Here is a 17,987-nt window from a genome sequence, read left to right as displayed (position 1 = left end):
TCTCAGGTTTTTGCCATGCATCCCATGCTTACCATTGCGGTCAAGGCTGCTCGCCGTGCCGGCAGTATCATCAACCGCGCTTCAATGGACCTGGAACGGCTGACGGTCACGCGTAAAGCGCATAGTGACTTTGTGAGTGAGGTGGATAAGGCCGCCGAGGATGCCATTATTAAAATCCTGCTGGATGCATACCCCGACCATTCAATTTTAGCAGAAGAAAGTGGCTCCAGAGGCAGCGTAAACAAACCGGAATACCAGTGGATTATTGATCCGCTGGACGGCACTACCAATTTTCTGCATGGATTTCCCAAGTATTGTGTTTCAATCGCACTGCTGCATCGGGGCATCCTGGCACAGGCTGTTGTCTATGATCCGGTAAAAGATGAATTGTTTACCGCCACGCGCGGCAGTGGAGCTTATCTCAACAATCACCGTATTCGTGTCAGCAAACGTGTACAGCTGGGCGAATGTCTGATTGGCACCGGGTTTCCGTTCCGGGATTTCACTCACATGGAAGCCTACCTGGCCATGTTCCGGGATATGATTCCCAAAACAGCGGGAATACGGCGCCCGGGTTCGGCTGCACTGGATCTCGCCTACGTTGCCGCCGGGCGCTACGATGGCTTCTGGGAAACCGGGCTGGCACCCTGGGATATCGCTGCCGGATGTCTGCTTATCCTTGAAGCGGGCGGCATGGTGGGTGATCTGGAAGGAAATGGCAACTACATGCGCAGCGGCCAAGTGGTTGCCGGCAACCCTAAAATCTTTTCCCAGCTCCTGCAGATTATCACGCCGCATTTGACCGAACAGCTTCTCGCTGAAAATCGGGAGCAGGTCGGATAGTCTTGCCACTAAACCGTTTCACGGGAATCTGATGGAGAATCGAGCACACGCACTTGCTGCCGGCCTGTTTGTACTCCTGCTGGGGCTGGCTACCGCCCTGGCGATCAAATGGTTCAGCCACGACAGCCTCAGTTACAACCATTATTTTCTGGTTTCTTCCGGTACAGTTTCCGGGCTTAACCCGGAAGCATCAGTGCGTTACCGCGGCATCAGTGTCGGCAAAGTCGAAGAAATTTATTTCGACAAGGATAACATGCGCAATATTTTTGTCCGCATCGCAGTCAGCAGTAATATAACGCTTCCCAAAAACAGCTATGCCCAGCTGGCAAGCCAGGGTATTACCGGATTGACTTATATTGAACTGAATAATGATACGGATGAAGCAGAGACGGGCTCTCTGCAGGATGAAGCGCTTATACCACTCCGCTCTTCACTCATCAAAACACTTTTTGATTCTCTGGAAGAAATTCTGCAAAATTCCAACACGGTGATCAGGCAGATCAGCGCCCTGCTAAATGACAGCAATCAGGCGCACATTGGAAATATCCTGAGTCATCTGGAACAGATGGCGCAGCATTATGACAAACTGACCGAACCGCTTCAGAAAGGGCTGCAGGCTTTGCCCCGGGTAACCGACGAATTCAGTACAACGCTCAAACAAACCCGGCAGGTCATGGAGAATACCAGCCAGGTTCTGCAGAAACTTAACCGGCAGCGGGGATTGGTGGATAACCTGACACAGAGCTCCCTGGAGATCACACATACCCTGTCAAATCTGAATACAACGAGCCAGGCTATCACACAAAGTACACGCAAACTGGATCAATTCCTGAATCTGTTGGAGTCACAGCCGCAAAGCCTGGTATTTGGCAAATCCCCTGCTTTACCCGGCCCGGGCGAACCCGGTTTTTCGCCACCTCTGCCACTCAAACAGCAAAGTAATGAAGCGATAAGGTGATAACAGGAGGAGGATGAAACTTTCTGCGGTATTTTCAGTTATTCTGCTGACAGGGTGTGCGTTGACACCGAAACCAGCTCCTGTCTCCATTTATGATCTGGGTTCGATACCTGTCACTGCACCCGGATTCGCACAATTTTCACCTGCGGCCATTCAGGTTGCGGACATTAGTGCTCCTGTCTGGCTTGATACAGAAGCCATCCGTTACCGGCTTGCCTATCACGACCCTGCCCGCGTCTATACCTATGCCAACAGTCACTGGACGGCCCCCCCGGCAAAGTTGTTAACTGAATACCTGAGACAGTATTTAGCTGGCCATCGGCTCAATCCCCCCGGTAACAGTAAATACAATCGTTCGCTCACAAACTGTCTGCTCAAAATAAACTTAGACGAATTTATGCAGGTTTTTGATACGCAGAACAGCAGCCATGTTGTCATCCGGTTAAGGGCATTTCTGTATGAACCTGATACACACCAGCCAATTGCACAGCACAGTTTTACGATAGCGCAATCTGCACAAACAGCTGATGCAGCAGGTGCTGTCGCCGCTTTTATACTGGCAAGTGACAACCTGCGCAGTGAGCTGGTACAGTGGCTGTCCGGCTCCCGCCAATAATAAATACTGTATTTATGGCACCATGATTCTCCATCCGGAACCGGTTTGGTCTTTACAGAAGCGAACGGATTTTTATCCATATTCATAGCAATCTAATGATGCGCGCACTTGCCCTGATCCTTTTTCTGCAGTTATTTCTGTCAGCCTGCGGCCATAAAGGCCCTCTTTATATCCCACAAAACCCGGCTCCCATTAACAATAAAACACAGGAAAAACCATGAGCAACTTTGGCTCATTTGAATATCGAGATAATCAGCTTTTTGCGGAATCAGTCCCATTGGCAGAAATTGCTGCAGAATTTGGCACACCCTGCTATGTTTATTCGAGCGCGGCAATCCGCTCGGCCTACCAGGCGTTCGATCGTGCATTTGGACAACGAAATCATCTGATCTGCTATGCGGTAAAGGCGAATTCGAATCTCGCCATTCTGAACCTGCTTGCTCGTCTTGGCAGTGGTTTTGATATTGTTTCCGGCGGGGAGTTACAGCGCGTGCTGAAAGCGGGCGGTAATCCACAAAAAACTGTTTTCTCCGGTGTCGGTAAAACATCAGATGAAATCCGTGCGGCGCTGGCAGCCGATATCCTCTGTTTCAACGTGGAATCCGAGATGGAGCTGATGGCCCTGAATGAAATCGCCGGACAGACAGGGAAAATCGCACCCGTCAGTTTACGCGTCAACCCGGATGTGGATGCCAATACCCATCCTTATATCTCAACCGGGATGAAGGAAAACAAGTTTGGTATCCCGGCCGCAGAAGCTGAACGAATATACGCCCTGGCCCGCCAGCTTCCCCATATCCGCATCTCCGGGCTGGATTGCCACATTGGTTCACAATTAACTGAACTGGCCCCTTTCATCGAAGCCGCTAACAAGATGCTGGCTTTGCTGACACGACTGCAAAGTACGGGTATCTCCATAGACCATCTTGATCTCGGAGGGGGGTTGGGCATTCGCTACAACCTGGAATCTCCACCCGCGATAGAGGCTTACGTCAGGGCTTTATGTGCCGCGACAGAAAATTACCCTCAGCAGCTGCTCATCGAGCCCGGGCGCTCAATGGTTGGCAGTGCCGGTCTGTTACTGACCCGGGTGCACTATCTCAAACATGCACCACACCGTAATTTCGCTATTGTTGACGGTGCAATGAATGATTTGCTGAGGCCCGCGTTGTATCAGGCCTATCACGCTATCCTGCCAATCACAAAACGAACGGGAGAAACAAAAACTTACCAGGTCGTCGGCCCCGTCTGTGAGACAGGGGATTTTCTCGGCCATGATCGTGACCTGATAGTGGAAAAGAATGATTTGCTGTCCGTTATGTCTGCCGGCGCTTATGGCATGAGCATGAGTTCCAATTACAATACCCGCCCGCGTGCAGCCGAAGTCATGGTGGATGGGAGCTCGGTACACCTCATTCGTGCCCGTGAAACCATTGAAGCGCTATACGCCCTGGAAAAGCTGCCCCCAGCCTGAATTCTGTAACGACCCCCAAACATGTCAAACATTGCCACCCTCGACGATACACGCTACCAGGAGCATATATTGCAAGGTGTATCGCGTACGTTTGCTCTAACCATTCCACAACTGCCGCCTGCATTGCGTGAGGTTATTGGCAACGCCTATCTGCTATGCCGCATTGTCGATACTGTAGAGGATGACAGCGCATTGACACTGGAACAGACACGCGAACTGGCCGGAATGTTTACTGAGGTGGTCAGTGGAAAAACTGATGCCGAAACCTTTGCCCAGGCGCTGCACCCCTTGCTTTCGGAACATACTATTCCGGCGGAACACGATCTCATCAAACATACCCCATCCGTCATACGCATGACGCACAGCTTTAACCCGGCACAGCGCCAGGCACTGGAGCGCTGTATACGCATAATGGGACAAGGGATGGCAGCATATCAGGAGAGCGAATCCTTATCAGGTCTTGAGAATCTGGCCGAGATGGATCGCTATTGCTATCATGTCGCTGGTGTTGTCGGTGAGATGCTGACTGAATTGTTCTGTGACTACTCTTCCGAAATCAGTCAGCACAGATCAGAACTGATGCAGCTGTCCGTTTCTTTCGGGCAGGGACTGCAAATGACCAATATCCTGAAAGATATCTGGGAAGATAGAAAACGGGGTGCCTGCTGGCTGCCAAGAGATATTTTTCTGAGAGAAGGATTTGACCTGGATGATTTACAGCCCGGTTGTTCTGTGCCGGAATTTCATGCCGGCCTGGGTACGCTGATCGGAATTGCCAGAACACACTTACAGAACGCACTGACGTACACCTGCCTGATTCCGTCACATGAAACAGGAATACGCCGGTTTTGCCTGTGGGCGATAGGCATGGCTATACTGACTCTGAACAGAATCAATCAGAAGCGCGATTTCACAACAGGTACGGAAGTTAAAATCTCTCGCTGGAATGTCAGAATGACTGTCCTGATTACCAGCCTGTTAGCCGGCCAGGACTGGACACTTAGAAAAGTTTTTTCCCTGTCTTCCAGAAATCTGCCTGAAGTAAAAACTACCGGCTTATAAAGCCGCAGAAATTTCGTTATTAAACTGCTGGAGCGCCTTGAGTGGATCAGATGATCGGGTAATAGGTCTGCCGATCACCAGATGGCTGGCTCCATTACGAACAGCTATCGCAGGTGTTGCAATTCTCGCCTGATCATCCCGGTTGTCATTAGCTGACCGGATACCCGGGGTTACCAGCCAGAAATCCTTACCGGTCATTTTTCTCAGATCCGCTGCTTCCAGTGCCGAGCAAACCACACCCTCCAGCCCGCAATGTTGCGCAAGTAAAGCCAGCCGCCGCACCAGTGTTTCCGGTGCATCAGTTATCCCCAACTCTCTTAAATCATCCTGATTCAGGCTGGTAAGCAGCGTAACGGCGATAAGCCTGGTTTTTTTCCCTTCCACTGCATGCCGGGCTGCAAGCAGCATTTTGCTCCCTCCCAGCGCATGTACATTGATCATCCACACGCCAAGACTTGCCGCTGCACTGCAGGCAGCCGCAACCGTATTGGGAATATCATGGAATTTCAGATCAAGGAATACATCAAACCCCTGTTTCATCAATTTTTCAACCAGCTGCGGACCGGCAGAGGTAAACAGCTCTTTCCCCACTTTGACCCGGCAAAGCGCACTATCCAGCCGGGCAGAAAAATCCAGTGCAGCAGCCGGCTCCGGAAAATCCAGTGCGACAATGATACGGGGATCATTCATGTGACAGAAATGTCAGGATTTTTTACCGATTCGCTTAATGAAGCAGGATAAACACCCGAACAGGATACCTGCAATGAAGCAGAGGAGAAGTACGATTATCACAGGCACCTCCCACTCCAGCCCAAGGTAGTAATGTATTGTCACCATCTCGGAGTTCTTGACGGCAACACTCAGTAAAAACAAGAAGACAATCAGGCGCAGAAAGGTCATCACCATATAACCCTATCTGATTTAACAGAAGGAAGTGCAATCACCATCCGGAAACTTCCCCTGCAGCTGGCAACCAGCCAACCGCTATCCTTAACAGATATGGATACACTTCCTGATTTTTCTGATGGAAAGCACATTTAACCCGAAACACGCTCAAGCACCTTATGCTGCTTATGATCGGAATCAATCAGTTCACGCATTTTCTTTCCTGCTTTAAAATGTGGAACGTATTTCTCCGGTACATGCACCTTCTCACCTGATTTCGGGTTGCGGCCAATGCGTGAGGGCCGGTAATTCAGATCAAAACTGCCAAATCCACGAATTTCGATACGCTCCCCTCTGGCAAGACTCCTGGCCATTGCGTCAAGAATAATCTTGACGATCAGCTCAGCATCTTTTGCCAGTAATTGAGGAAAGCGTTCTGCCAACCTGGAAATCAGTTCGGATTTCGTCATAACCTGCCTTTATTCTTCTGACGCTTTGCTGCTGTCTATCTTGGCTTTAAGTAATGCACCCAGATTAGTCGTACCGGCACTGGCAGAATTTACAGCTGAGGACATAGATTTGACAGCCTTATCCTCCTCATCCTGGATTCTCGCCTTAACCGACAGGCTGATGCTGCGATTTTTGCGATCAATGTTAATAATCATGGCTTCGATCTCATCCCCTTCATTAATACGGGAACGGATATCCTCGATCTTGTCACGGGAGAATTCGGAAGCACGCAAATAGCCTTCCACCTCGTCGGTCAGCGCAACAGTAGCACCTTTGGCATCAACAGATTTAACAGTACCCTTGACGATACTGTTTTTATCATACGAAGACACGTACACGTTGAAAGGATCACCTTCGAGCTGCTTTATCCCCAGAGAAATTCGCTCCTTCTCTACATCAATGGACAGTACAACAGCTTCAACTTCATCTCCTTTCTTGAATTCACTGATTGCTTTCTCGCCCGGCTGATTCCAGGAAAGATCAGATAAATGAACCAGTCCGTCAATATTGCCAGGTAATCCGATAAACAAACCAAAATCGGTAATGGATTTAATTTGTCCTGTAACTTTATCGCCTTTTTCATGGCTGAGAGAGAACTCTTCCCATGGATTTGGCTTGCACTGTTTCATTCCCAGCGAAATACGGCGACGATCTTCGTCGATTTCGAGGATCATGACCTCGACCTCATCGCCCAACTGAACAATTTTGGATGGATAAATGTTTTTATTGGTCCAGTCCATTTCAGAAACATGCACTAAACCCTCAATACCCTGTTCGATTTCAACGAAAGCACCATAATCAGTCATATTGGTAACTTTACCGAAAAGACGTGTGCCTTGCGGATACCGTCTTGAAAGGCCAATCCACGGATCTTCCGTCAGCTGTTTCAGCCCCAGGGAAACACGATTCTTCTCCTGATCAAATTTCAGAATCTTGGCAGTAACTTCATCTCCAACGTTAATTACTTCAGTTGGATGTTTTACACGGCGCCATGCAAGATCAGTAATATGCAGCAGGCCATCAATACCGCCCAGATCAACAAATGCGCCATAATCCGTAATGTTTTTGACAATCCCATGGACAATTGCACCATCCTGCAGACTGGCCAGCAATTCATCGCGATCGGCACCCTGGGTTTCTTCCAGAACGGCACGTCTGGACACGACCACGTTATTGCGTTTACGGTCGAGCTTGATTACCTTGAATTCCATTTCCTTATTTTCATAAGGCGTCATATCCTTGACCGGGCGGATATCCACCAGGGAACCTGGCAAAAAGGCGCGAATACCGTTAATCATGGCCGTCAATCCACCTTTCACCTTACCATTGACCATGCCGGTAACAATTTTGCCTTTTTCCATGGCGTCTTCAAGTTCATACCAGGCATTCAGGCGTTTTGCCTTGTCTCTTGACAGGCGAGTCTCACCAAACCCATTCTCAAGCGCTTCAATAGCCACAGTTACAAAATCACCTGCCCGGGCTTCAACTTCACCCCTGTCATTTTTAAATTCTTCAATCGGGATATAGCTTTCGGATTTTAGCCCTGCATTAACTACAACAAAGTTGTAATCGACACGAATGATTTCAGCAGTTATCACTTCACCCACTCGCATTTCCTTATGCGAAAGGCTTTCATTGAACAGCTCGGCAAAATTTTCCGAAGAGCTCGCTACACTGGTTGCAATAGTCATTTAAAAAATACCCGATTGTAAAAAATCCCCCAGCAAAAAACAGAGGGGACAGGTTGGTTAGTTAATATGGTTAATAAAAAGAACAGCTTGAAAACTAAAATTTCAGAATTACTCAAGACTGCCGGGTTTCAGCATACATACCCAGCACTCTGCTGACAACCTGGTCTATACCGAGGCCAGTAGTATCCAGCAATTGTGCATCCTCACACTTCTGCAGCGGCGAGGCGGCACGACTGCCGTCACGTTCATCACGCTCCCGCAACGACCGGACCAGCTCCGCGATACTAGCATTTATACCCTTCTCCATCAACTGCTTATGACGCCTGGACGCACGTTCCTCTGCACTCGCCGTGAGATAGATTTTAAGGCTGGCATCAGGAAAAATTACGGACCCCATATCACGCCCGTCGGCCACCAGCCCGGGTAACTGACGAAAACCACGCTGGCGCTCCAGCAACTCCACCCTGAGCGCAGGATACTGAGCGATTCGTGAAGCATACTCCCCGCATGCCTCTGAACGCACCCGACCACTGACGTCTTCTCCGTCCAGCAAGATCATTGTATCGCTAAAAGAAGCACCCAGATGCCGGGCGATATCGACTATGCTCTTCTCGTCATCCGCCTCTATATCACGCTTCATGGCAGCCAGCGCCACCAGACGATAAAGTGCGCCACTATCCAGATAATGAAACCCGAGTGCCCGCGCCACGAGACGGGCAATTGTCCCCTTTCCTGATGCCGAAGGGCCATCCAGCGTAATTACCGGCACATGTTGTTTATCCATCATTCATCTACCCGGTTCAATGATAAATACCTGAGCGCATCAGGTGTCATTTTTACTTTATGAAAACCGGCTGCTTTCACAGGCTATGCGTGCGTAATGGCTGCAAACCTTTTGAAATAATCCGGAAAAGTTTTAGCCACACAACCGGGATCATTGATACGCACTGGCGCACCCAGAGACACCAGGGAAAAACACATGGCCATCCGGTGATCATCGTAGGTATCAATAGCAGCATCAGCAACAAGCGAGCCGGCCGGCGGCGTAATGCGGAGAAAATCCTCTCCTGTTTCAACATGAGCACCCAGCTTGCGAAGCTCCGCAGACATCGCTGCAATCCGATCGGTCTCCTTGACCCGCCAGCTTGCGATATTTCTGAGCGTGGTAGTGCCTTGTGCAAATAAGGCCGTCGTTGCAAGCGTCATAGCCGCATCAGGAATATGGTTACAGTCAAAATCAATCGCCTTTAGCGCTTTGCCGGCTGGCGCACCGGATTCTATCCAGTCGCTCCCCATCCTGATATGCGCTCCCATTGCCTCAAGTGCCTCGACAAAACGGACATCCCCCTGGCAGCTGTCACTTCCTGCACCCTCAACTCGTACCGGGCCACCCGCAATAGCCCCAGCCGCAAGAAAATAAGAAGCCGAGGATGCGTCACCCTCAACCCTGATTTTTCCCGGACTGCGATAAATCTGGTTTCCGCGCAGGATAAACCGCTGCCAGGATTCCTGTTCAACCTGTACGCCAAAATGCGCCATCTGTGCAATCGTAAGCGCCACATAAGGCTGTGATATCAATGTACCACTGACGATAACAGTTGCTGGCTTGCCGGTCAGCGGCAATGCCATTAACAGCCCGCTGAGAAACTGGCTGGAGATATTTCCATTAATGTAAATATCCCCCGGGTAAATTATTGCCGAATGGATTTCCAGTGGCGGGAACCCCTCATGGCCAAGATAAGTAATCTCGGCCCCGATCTGCCGCAGCGCATCCACCAGATCACCAATCGGACGCTCGTGCATTCGCGGTACACCGGAAAGGTGATAGTGTCCTTGCGCCAGAGCCAGCACAGCGGTCAACGGACGAAAAGCAGTCCCGGCATTTCCCAGAAACAGCTCGGCTTCTTTTACCGGGAATCTCCCTTTGCACCCGATAATCCGGTATTCACCATCACCCACATGCGCAATGGTTATTCCAAGCAGCTGTAATGCATCCAGCATCCGTGCGGTATCATCAGATTCCAGCAGACTGCCAACCATCGTTGTACCTTCAGCAAGCGCGGACAGCAGCAGGATACGGTTGGAAATACTCTTCGAACCCGGCAGGCGCACACTGCCGCGCGCATTACGCACCAAAGGAAGATCAAGCCATTGCATAGACAAACGACCTTCTTGCAATCCCAAACTGCAAATTATTTACCACACTCCCGTTTTTCACCTGTCCCATCATCCCCCAATCCCGATCAACCACCAGTTATCCTGTTTTTCCATCAATATCAAATATCAGTACAACCGCCTACTAAAGCCGCCGCAGATCAAATACAATACGCTTCTTTCCTTATGTCAATTTTTTTATATTCAACGAGGTAACAGATGGAAGACGATTCACAGATAATGACCCTGTTTTACTCAATTCTGGCCATACCACTCTCTTTCATAATTCTCTACTGGACCAAGACCCGCAAAGACAAGATGCGCAATGAGTCAGGGGAAATGGAATACAAAACGCTTGGCCAGGCACTGACATTTTTTCTGATTGAAGGGGTCGCGTTAGTAGGAAGCTTGTCTATCCTCATTACCGCAGTATCAGGTATCGTACGCTACCTTATTTACGTCTATGGCTAATCTGATCACTATTCCGGAAATACGGCAGAAAGACTGCCAGTCAGCTTAAGAAGCAGCTTCCCCGGTTTCCGGAACAGTATCAGTCAGTTTTTTCTTCGTTTTCCTCTGCTCAAACTCAAATCCGATTTTCCCTTCCGGCCCCACAACCAGATAGGCGGAGAATGGCCGACCCTTCTTGGAGATAAACCCGGCCAGCAAATCTGTTTTCCCGGTTTGCAGCAATTTGGTTACCTGCTCCACTTCAACAGGGCGATTCAAAATAATCTTTCCGGTTCTGAAGCTGCAGGAAGAATCCGCTCCAACTGATTTTTCACAAACATACAGCATCTTGTGCTCATAGACAGAATGACCACATTGAGGACACTTCCCAAGTGACTGCTGTGCTGAAAAATCAACTTTCTCCTGTGCCTGATCGGCTTCATTACCAAAGTCGAACTTCATTTCATAATCATCCGTCAGCCTGACAATCGCATTAAATGCACGCCCCATCTTGCTGCGAAAGCCTGATAAAGGACCGACCTCACGGGTGGAAATCAACGCTTCCATTTCACCGATTTCAAACTGTCGCCCGGCCAGAATTTTCCACAATGCAAAATTACACTGCTGGCACTGAAATTTTTTGTATGTTTCTTTGATCACACCGCCACATTCAGGACAAGGCACCTGGAGCGTCGCAAAATCGCCACTGATAGTTTTATCCCGATGGTTCTTGGCCTGCTCAACGATATGACGAGTCATCGCCGCAATCTTTTCCATAAAAACATCGCGCTTTAGCTGACCCTGCTCCATCTGGCGCAACTTGAATTCCCAGTCCCCTGTCAGCTCAGGCGAAATCAGCTCGGGAATTTTCAGTCCACGCAACAGGGTGACCAGGGAAAATGCTTTTGCTGTCGGCTGCAGATCCCGTCCTGAACGCTCAACATAATTCTCGTGAATCAATCCCTCTATAATGGCGGCCCGTGTTGCGGGTGTACCCAGTCCCTTGGCACTCATTGCTGCACGCAACTCTTCATCTTCCACAAACTTTCCGGCACCTTCCATCGCAGATAACAGGGTAGACTCGTTATATCTGGCGGGAGGGCGTGTCTGACTGGCAACAACGCTGACTTCCTGCGCCAATACAGCTTCACCCGGTGCGACTGCCACCAGTTCTTCTTCCTGCCCCTGAGCAGCAGATTCCACCTTGCCATAAACAGCTTGCCAGCCGGCGTGCACCAGCACCTTACCCTCAGTTTTAAAAGGCTCCCCTTCCACCCGTGTAATGCGGGTTGTCATCAGAAATTCTGCTGCCGGATAAAAAATTGCCAGGAAACGTTTGGTTACCAGATCGTAGAGCTTCTCTTCCGCCTCATTGAGTTTCCTGGGAACAAGTGCAGTCGGTATGATGGCGAAGTGATCGGAAACCTTTGTATTGTTAAAAATACGTTTATTGGGTTTCACCCAGCCTGATTCCAGAATCTGGCTGGCAAACCGGTCATAGTGTGATCCCTTCAGCGCCTGCAGTGTATCTCTGACAACCGGCGGGTAATCCTCTGGAAGCGCACGCGAATCAGTACGGGGATACGTCAGCACCTTATGTTTCTCATACAGTGCCTGAGCCAGTCCCAGTGTCGTTTTGGCAGAAAAGCCAAAACGGCTGTTGGCATCACGCTGCAAACCGGTCAGATCGTACAGCAGCGGACAATTTTCCCTGGCTGGTTTGTTTTCTTCAGAAACAATTCCAGTCTGGCCCAGGCATTTATTCCGAACTGCTTCAGCTTTAGCATGATCCCAGACCCGATCTGCCCTGGATTCAGTTTCATCCTTACGCTTACTGAAATTTTCATCAAACCATTTTCCCTTGTAGGAGCCGCTCTCTGCCTGAAAAACAGCATGAACCTCCCAGTAATCCCGAGCCACAAATTTTTTGATCGCTTCTTCCCGCTCGACCAATATAGCAAGCGTAGGTGTCTGTACACGCCCCACTGTGGTTTTGTGAAACCCACCTTCCTGCGAATTAAATGCAGTCATAACACGTGTGCCGTTAATACCCACCAGCCAGTCCGCTTCCGACCGGCTAACAGCCGCATCAGCCAGGGGCAGCACTTCAGCATCATCCAGCAGATTTACAAAAGCCTCACGTATGGCAGTCGGTGTCATAGACTGCAACCACAAACGCTTAACAGATTTTTTACTGCCTGCATGACGCACGATGTAACGGAAAATCAGCTCACCTTCACGCCCGGCATCGCAGGCGTTAATCAGTGTATCGACATCTTTGCGTTTGATCAGCTTGCTCAGCAGTTTCAGACGATCCGTAGTTTTTTCGATCGGGGCAAGATCAAAACGTGGTGGAATAACGGGTAAATGGTCAAAACTCCACTTTCCTCGCTTGACTTCATATTCTTCAGGAACGACCAGCTCCAGCAGATGCCCGACTGCCGAGGATAAAACAAACTCATCACTCTCAAAATAATCTCCCTGTTTAGTAAAGCCTCCCAGGGCACGCGCAATATCATTAGCAACAGAAGGCTTTTCAGCGATGATCAGTTTTTTACTCATAGGGTATTTACATACAACGGCTGGTACAACAAAACAAAAGTGAAAGCTGGCGCAGAAACGGCGCTGGCCGGCCGGGCTGCCCGACCTTCCGGATATCGGTTATCAACAAATTTGGAAAAAATGTTTGTGTGGAATCAGCCGGATGTTAGTGCCGCTGGTGAAAATCACTGACGATGAACAGTCCTTCGACGATACCGCGATCCGTTAACCGATTCTGAATCCAGAGATTAAGCAGCACCGCCAGTTTTATTTTTTCCACGCTGGGAATATCGCCATCCATACGAATGACGCGATCAATCAGTAATTCACGCTGCAAAGGGTTAATCACCTCTGCCTGTTCAAGAAAAAGAATAAATCCACGCCCTTCCGTATCAATAATCTCCATTTCTTCTTCAGTGAAGTGGCGCATTGAACGACTCTCCGCCAATCCGTCCAGGTAACCCTCTTCACCGTAACAGGAAAGATCGGACAGCCAGTCAAGCGCCAGCGTAATCTCCTCATCATCAAAACCAGCCATGGTCAGCTTCCGTGTCAGCGTGGCAGAATCCGGACAATTTCCAGCATCAAAGTAATTTTCAAACAGATAAATGAGAATATCGAACATGGCTCTGTACCGTGGTCTCAAATCAAGACCACTCTAAGACACTCAAAACAGGGTGACAGCCATACCACTCACTTCTGGTAAATCAGCGAATACGCTGATATTTCCCCCCGGGAAGACTGCCAACCCTGCCCTCCAATTCCAAGTTCAGTAGCATGGCGGATACTGTCTCAACCGTCAAGCCGCTACGTATACACAATGTATCAATATCAGCGGAATCGTAGCCAAAATGCATTAATAAACCGGAATCATCATCCTCGCAAAGATCTTCGACCGGCATATTTACCGTATCCTCTCCCTCCGGCGCAGATTCCAGTTGCGGGACAGACTGGTAGTGCAACTCATCCAGAATATCCTGAATATTCTCAACCAGTTTTGCACCTTGTTTGATCAGCGCATGACCGCCCTTGGACAGGGGAGAATGAATAGAACCCGGAATCGCCATCACTTCACGCCCCTGTTCCAGCGCCAGCCTGGCAGTAATCAGTGATCCGCTGTGCAGTGTCGCTTCCACAACCAGACACGCATGGCACATACCGCTGATGATTCGGTTTCTGCGCGGAAAATTACGGCCTATCGCCGGAGTTCCCAAAGGAAACTCCGAAATCAGCCCTCCTGTGTCAGCCAATCTATGGGCCAGCTCATGATTTTTTGAGGGATAGACAAGATCAAGTCCGGTTCCGACAATAGCCATACTGGAAGATGCACCCCGCAACCCTCCCTGATGTGCGGCAGTATCTATGCCTTGAGCCAGACCACTAATGACACAAAACCCTGCGTTACTGGCAGCTTCGGCAAAAGCATCAGCATTTGCCAGCCCCTGCGGCGTTGCGTTACGGCTGCCAACGATTGCCAGCGCCGGCCGCGCCAGCAAATGCCGCCGGCCTTTGAAATACAGCATGGGAGGAGGATCAGTTATATTGAGCAGGAGCTTCGGATAATCCGGATCTGCCAATGTAATCAGAGAATTAAGAGGATCTCTCAGCCATTCAACCGTTCTGGCCAGTCTCTCTTCATCCACCCTGCGAAGAAAAATACTGGCAGCGACTGATTTCTTCACCACCCCTTCAAGCGCACTCTGATTTGCGGCAAGCACCTCAGCCGGATCACCAAACGCAACCAGCAACCGGCGCAGTGCCCCGCTTCCCACCCCTTCCGTCAACCCGAGACGTAACCAAGACTCAATATCCCGATCAATCAGCATAAAGAAATATCTTCAACCCGCTAGAAATCCCGGTTCAAATTCAGGCGTAATGATGTTTCAGGAAGAGATTTATTCATGCAATACTTCCCCCGAATCAGAAATCAATGATTTCACAAACAGGGTTTCGACCGGATGCTGTACATGATACTGATCACGGTCAGATCGCATTTTTTCCAGATAAGCAGATAACATTTCCTTATTAAGCTCCACGCCAAAGTCATCTGGCACTGAGCCCGTATCAGAATCAAACATTTTCTCCAGAATCATCGTGCCAACATTATCCCGGTAATGGGAAGTCTCCGCATAGTTCTCCATCTTGCTTCTCCCACTGATCTGAGGAACAGATTCAGTAGTGATGCTGTTAAATCCGGAAAAATTGAATAAACGGATATCACAACCTGAGTACCTTGCTGCATCTGCAATTTCCACCAGTTGCCGCAACCAGGTCTCCATCGGACCCCATTTATTATTCCAGTAGAGCGCGCTCATTGTAAGCGCATGCGTCGGGTTGATATAAAGACGGATCTGGATTTTCCGGCTGCATAATTCCCGGATAAAGGAATTGAATTCATAAAAAGCCTTTTCAGCAGAAGGAGTGGCTTTGGCAAAATTTCTTGTCTCTGTTTTTATCGCCTGCTGAATACCTCCCTGCATTTCAATAATTTTTTTCATACACGCTTTATCCCGCTGTCCGTAGAAAACCAGACTTGAATGGCATACCGGATCAAATGAACCCGACAATACGGCGACTGAATCTCGCGTCATATCTACTGCAAGCACACGTTTAACGTCCAGAATGGCACGATGAAGAAAATAATTGCCTGAATCGGCTACGAGCCCTCTATCAAATTCCGTATTACCCACGACGGCAGAAAAGGTTTGATAATCGATTCCCCAGACAACTGTGTCAAGCTGGCTTACCGAAGAAGCATGCTTACCCATTGTGATTGCATCTGCCACAGTTGCCCCGGAAATTGCACTGTTAAACACTTTCTTTCCGGAAAAAACAGGAGAATCAGTTGGCAGTCCAAATTCCGTTCTTGAGTTACCCAGATAGAGAATGGATGGTTTATACGCTGCGACAGCATAAGTCTTTCCCCATGGGCTCAATCTTTCTTCTGTCGGGCGAAGTCTTTGAATCAGAGGTGAATCCCACTGATGAATCAGGTATGGATCAACAAAGTAATTAAGGCCGGCAATCGAAGACAGTACCACCGTAAAGAGCGAACAAAATATTGTTACATATATGCGAAATTCTGCTTTCCCGGGATGATAGATCGTGTCTGGTTTCATATCAGACTAGAACTGAAAATATAAAAATTCTGTTACCCGGTTCATATTGAGCATGCAGATAACAAACAATACTGCGAACACCACTCCTGTCAGTTTTGAAGGAGCCCAGCTGATATAGCGGCTGATCAGGGAACCCGGGGGAGTCACTTTTTCGAGGCAGGGATCATACCGGGAAAAGATCTCCTGGGTATTCGGAGCAAACCATGCAATCAGTGCGGCGGCCAGGAGAACAGGAACATCAATTCCACCGAAATCAATCCATTGAATACCATTGAACGACACAGAAAAAGGCAAATATTGAAATTGATCTGAATAATGTGCCAAGCCGTGGGGGAATGAAATCCCGTTCACCCCGATCATTGCGCCAAGGATATCAATCGCCGTTCGTATATCCGGGGCACGGAAGAATACCCACGCAATGACAACTGCCAGGAATGTAATCAGACGGCTACTGGCTGTCCAGATTGGTCCCGTATGCATCTTTAATTTTGATATAACAAATTGCCAGGCATGGTTTATTACAAGATAAAACCCGTGTAAACCGCCCCAGATAACAAACGTCCACCCCGCACCGTGCCAAAGGCCACCCAGCAGCATAGTAATCATGAGATTGCGATAGCGGTTAAGTGAACCGTTACGGTTACCGCCGAGCGGAATATATAAATAATCACGAAGAAAGCGTGATAGCGTCATATGCCAGCGCCGCCAGAAATCACTGATGTTCTCTGCTTTATAAGGCGAATTGAAGTTGAGGGGAAGTTTGACTCCAAACAGACGGGATAAGCCGATGGCCATATCCGAGTAGGCAGAAAAATCAAAGTAGAGCTGAAACGTATATGCCAGTGCTCCTATCCATGCTTCAATAAGTTGCGGGTGGGCATCGGGAGAAAAAACCGGATCGGCAAGAGGTGCAACGTTATCTGCGATCAATATTTTTTTTGTTAATCCAATGACGAAAATAGACAGGCCAATGGCAATATTTTCCCAGCCCGGGTGATAATTTTTATCGTCAGCAAACTGGGGCATCATTTCCTTGTGATGCAGCACCGGTCCGGCGATAAGATGAGGAAAATAACTGACAAACAGAATGTAGTGAACAAACCGGTATTCTTTGACCTGTCCCCGGTAGGTATCTACCAGAAAAGCAATCTGGGTAAACGTATAAAACGAGATACCTATTGGCAGAACGATATCCAGAGCTTCGAAGTGCCAGCCGCTGACAGCATCGATTGTATAGAGAAAAAAGTTTGCGTATTTATAGTAGGCAAGCAGAAGCAGGTTGGCTGTCAACGCAAAGACAAGCCAGATTTTCCGGGCAGAGACTGCCCGGGCAATATGTAATCCGGCCCAGTAATTAAACCCGACAGAGGCCAGAAGCAGGGGGACGTACCGATAATCCCAATAGCCATAGAAAAAAAGAGAAGCAAATGCAAGCCACCCGGCTGCCCGGGTTTTATCGTAGCGACCCAGCCAGAAGAAAATGAAAATAACGATTGGCAGGTAAAGAAATATGAAGCCAAAAGAATTGAACAGCACGTACTTTTTTACTCCGGTTAGTAAAAAGAAGAACGGCAAGGGTTCCTGATCAGTCGCCGTATTATGCTTTTTCAGCCCCTCCCGGACAAATTCTCAGGGCTCACCGCCCTGCCGCAGGGTGGAGAAGGACTGTCTGCTTTTTATGACG

18 protein-coding genes are annotated in these 17,987 nt (G+C 49.0%); 7 read left to right on the top strand and 11 right to left on the bottom strand.

The genetic code is table 11. The features are described from left to right. The first annotated feature begins 15 nt into the window (after positions 1-15). From IT527_RS03880 to IT527_RS03860, 6 genes are all read left to right on the top strand, one after another. Positions 16-843 (top strand): inositol monophosphatase family protein, encoded by an 828-nt coding sequence (locus IT527_RS03880; protein WP_292966807.1) that lies wholly within the window; start codon positions 16-18, stop codon positions 841-843. Between the two features lie 31 nt (positions 844-874). Further along, complete coding sequence (locus tag IT527_RS03875; protein ID WP_292966804.1) at positions 875-1,801, top strand: MlaD family protein; 927 nt, start codon at positions 875-877, stop codon at positions 1,799-1,801. Positions 1,802-1,814: 13 nt separating this feature from the next. Continuing rightward, positions 1,815-2,417 (top strand): ABC-type transport auxiliary lipoprotein family protein, encoded by a 603-nt coding sequence (locus tag IT527_RS03870; RefSeq protein ID WP_292966802.1) that lies wholly within the window; start codon positions 1,815-1,817, stop codon positions 2,415-2,417. Positions 2,418-2,512: 95 nt separating this feature from the next. Next, positions 2,513-2,638: a lipoprotein gene (locus IT527_RS09705; protein ID WP_363278046.1), complete on the top strand. Its 126-nt coding sequence runs from the start codon at positions 2,513-2,515 to the stop codon at positions 2,636-2,638. Further along, positions 2,635-3,891: a diaminopimelate decarboxylase gene (gene lysA / locus IT527_RS03865; RefSeq protein ID WP_292966800.1), complete on the top strand. Its 1,257-nt coding sequence runs from the start codon at positions 2,635-2,637 to the stop codon at positions 3,889-3,891. The genes IT527_RS09705 and lysA overlap by 4 nt, the downstream gene beginning before the upstream one ends. Positions 3,892-3,912: 21 nt before the next feature. Beyond that, positions 3,913-4,953, top strand: coding sequence for a phytoene/squalene synthase family protein (locus tag IT527_RS03860; RefSeq protein WP_292966798.1), 1,041 nt, complete (start codon positions 3,913-3,915; stop codon positions 4,951-4,953). Here IT527_RS03860 and pyrF read toward each other — a convergent pair. The 6 genes from pyrF to aroA form a co-directional block, all read right to left on the bottom strand. After that, on the bottom strand, positions 4,948-5,643 hold the full coding sequence (pyrF, locus tag IT527_RS03855) for an orotidine-5'-phosphate decarboxylase (RefSeq protein ID WP_292966796.1): 696 nt from the start codon (positions 5,641-5,643) through the stop codon (positions 4,948-4,950). The two genes, IT527_RS03860 and pyrF, sit on opposite strands and share 6 nt — an antisense overlap. 12 nt (positions 5,644-5,655) lie before the next feature. Then, positions 5,656-5,790, bottom strand: coding sequence for a LapA family protein (locus IT527_RS09700; RefSeq protein ID WP_363278047.1), 135 nt, complete (start codon positions 5,788-5,790; stop codon positions 5,656-5,658). Between the two features lie 200 nt (positions 5,791-5,990). Further along, positions 5,991-6,308 (bottom strand): integration host factor subunit beta, encoded by a 318-nt coding sequence (locus tag IT527_RS03850; protein ID WP_292966795.1) that lies wholly within the window; start codon positions 6,306-6,308, stop codon positions 5,991-5,993. 9 nt (positions 6,309-6,317) lie between these two features. Beyond that, the gene (rpsA, locus tag IT527_RS03845; RefSeq protein WP_292966794.1) at positions 6,318-8,039 is read right to left on the bottom strand and encodes a 30S ribosomal protein S1; all 1,722 of its coding nucleotides are present in this window, start codon (positions 8,037-8,039) and stop codon (positions 6,318-6,320) included. Between the two features lie 112 nt (positions 8,040-8,151). Then, the gene (cmk, locus tag IT527_RS03840; RefSeq protein WP_292966847.1) at positions 8,152-8,823 is read right to left on the bottom strand and encodes a (d)CMP kinase; all 672 of its coding nucleotides are present in this window, start codon (positions 8,821-8,823) and stop codon (positions 8,152-8,154) included. Positions 8,824-8,906: 83 nt separating this feature from the next. After that, positions 8,907-10,196, bottom strand: a complete 1,290-nt coding sequence (gene aroA, locus IT527_RS03835) for a 3-phosphoshikimate 1-carboxyvinyltransferase (protein WP_292966844.1) — start codon at positions 10,194-10,196, stop codon at positions 8,907-8,909. A 216-nt stretch (positions 10,197-10,412) separates the two neighbouring features. Between aroA and IT527_RS03830 the strand changes: the two genes are divergently transcribed. After that, positions 10,413-10,664 carry a hypothetical protein gene (locus tag IT527_RS03830; RefSeq protein WP_292966792.1) on the top strand — a complete coding sequence of 84 codons (252 nt, stop codon included), beginning with the start codon at positions 10,413-10,415 and terminating at the stop codon, positions 10,662-10,664. A 45-nt stretch (positions 10,665-10,709) separates the two neighbouring features. Here the strand turns inward: IT527_RS03830 and IT527_RS03825 are convergent, their stop codons facing one another. The 5 genes from IT527_RS03825 to IT527_RS03805 form a co-directional block, all read right to left on the bottom strand. Next, positions 10,710-13,205: a DNA topoisomerase III gene (locus IT527_RS03825; protein WP_292966790.1), complete on the bottom strand. Its 2,496-nt coding sequence runs from the start codon at positions 13,203-13,205 to the stop codon at positions 10,710-10,712. Between the two features lie 145 nt (positions 13,206-13,350). Then, positions 13,351-13,809, bottom strand: coding sequence for a DUF494 domain-containing protein (locus IT527_RS03820; RefSeq protein WP_292966787.1), 459 nt, complete (start codon positions 13,807-13,809; stop codon positions 13,351-13,353). A gap of 82 nt (positions 13,810-13,891) precedes the next feature. After that, positions 13,892-15,010 (bottom strand): DNA-processing protein DprA, encoded by a 1,119-nt coding sequence (gene dprA / locus IT527_RS03815; protein WP_292966785.1) that lies wholly within the window; start codon positions 15,008-15,010, stop codon positions 13,892-13,894. A 69-nt stretch (positions 15,011-15,079) separates the two neighbouring features. After that, positions 15,080-16,303, bottom strand: a complete 1,224-nt coding sequence (locus IT527_RS03810) for a hypothetical protein (RefSeq protein WP_292966783.1) — start codon at positions 16,301-16,303, stop codon at positions 15,080-15,082. 6 nt (positions 16,304-16,309) lie between these two features. Further along, on the bottom strand, positions 16,310-17,839 hold the full coding sequence (locus IT527_RS03805; protein ID WP_292966781.1) for an MBOAT family protein: 1,530 nt from the start codon (positions 17,837-17,839) through the stop codon (positions 16,310-16,312). Between the last annotated feature and the right edge of the window lie 148 nt (positions 17,840-17,987).

Origin of the sequence: Nitrosomonas sp., assembly GCF_020852615.1 — a bacterium.
Classification (GTDB): domain Bacteria; phylum Pseudomonadota; class Gammaproteobacteria; order Burkholderiales; family Nitrosomonadaceae; genus Nitrosomonas.
Note: the sequence above shows the minus strand (reverse complement) of the source record. Positions and strands in the feature narration are given on the sequence as shown.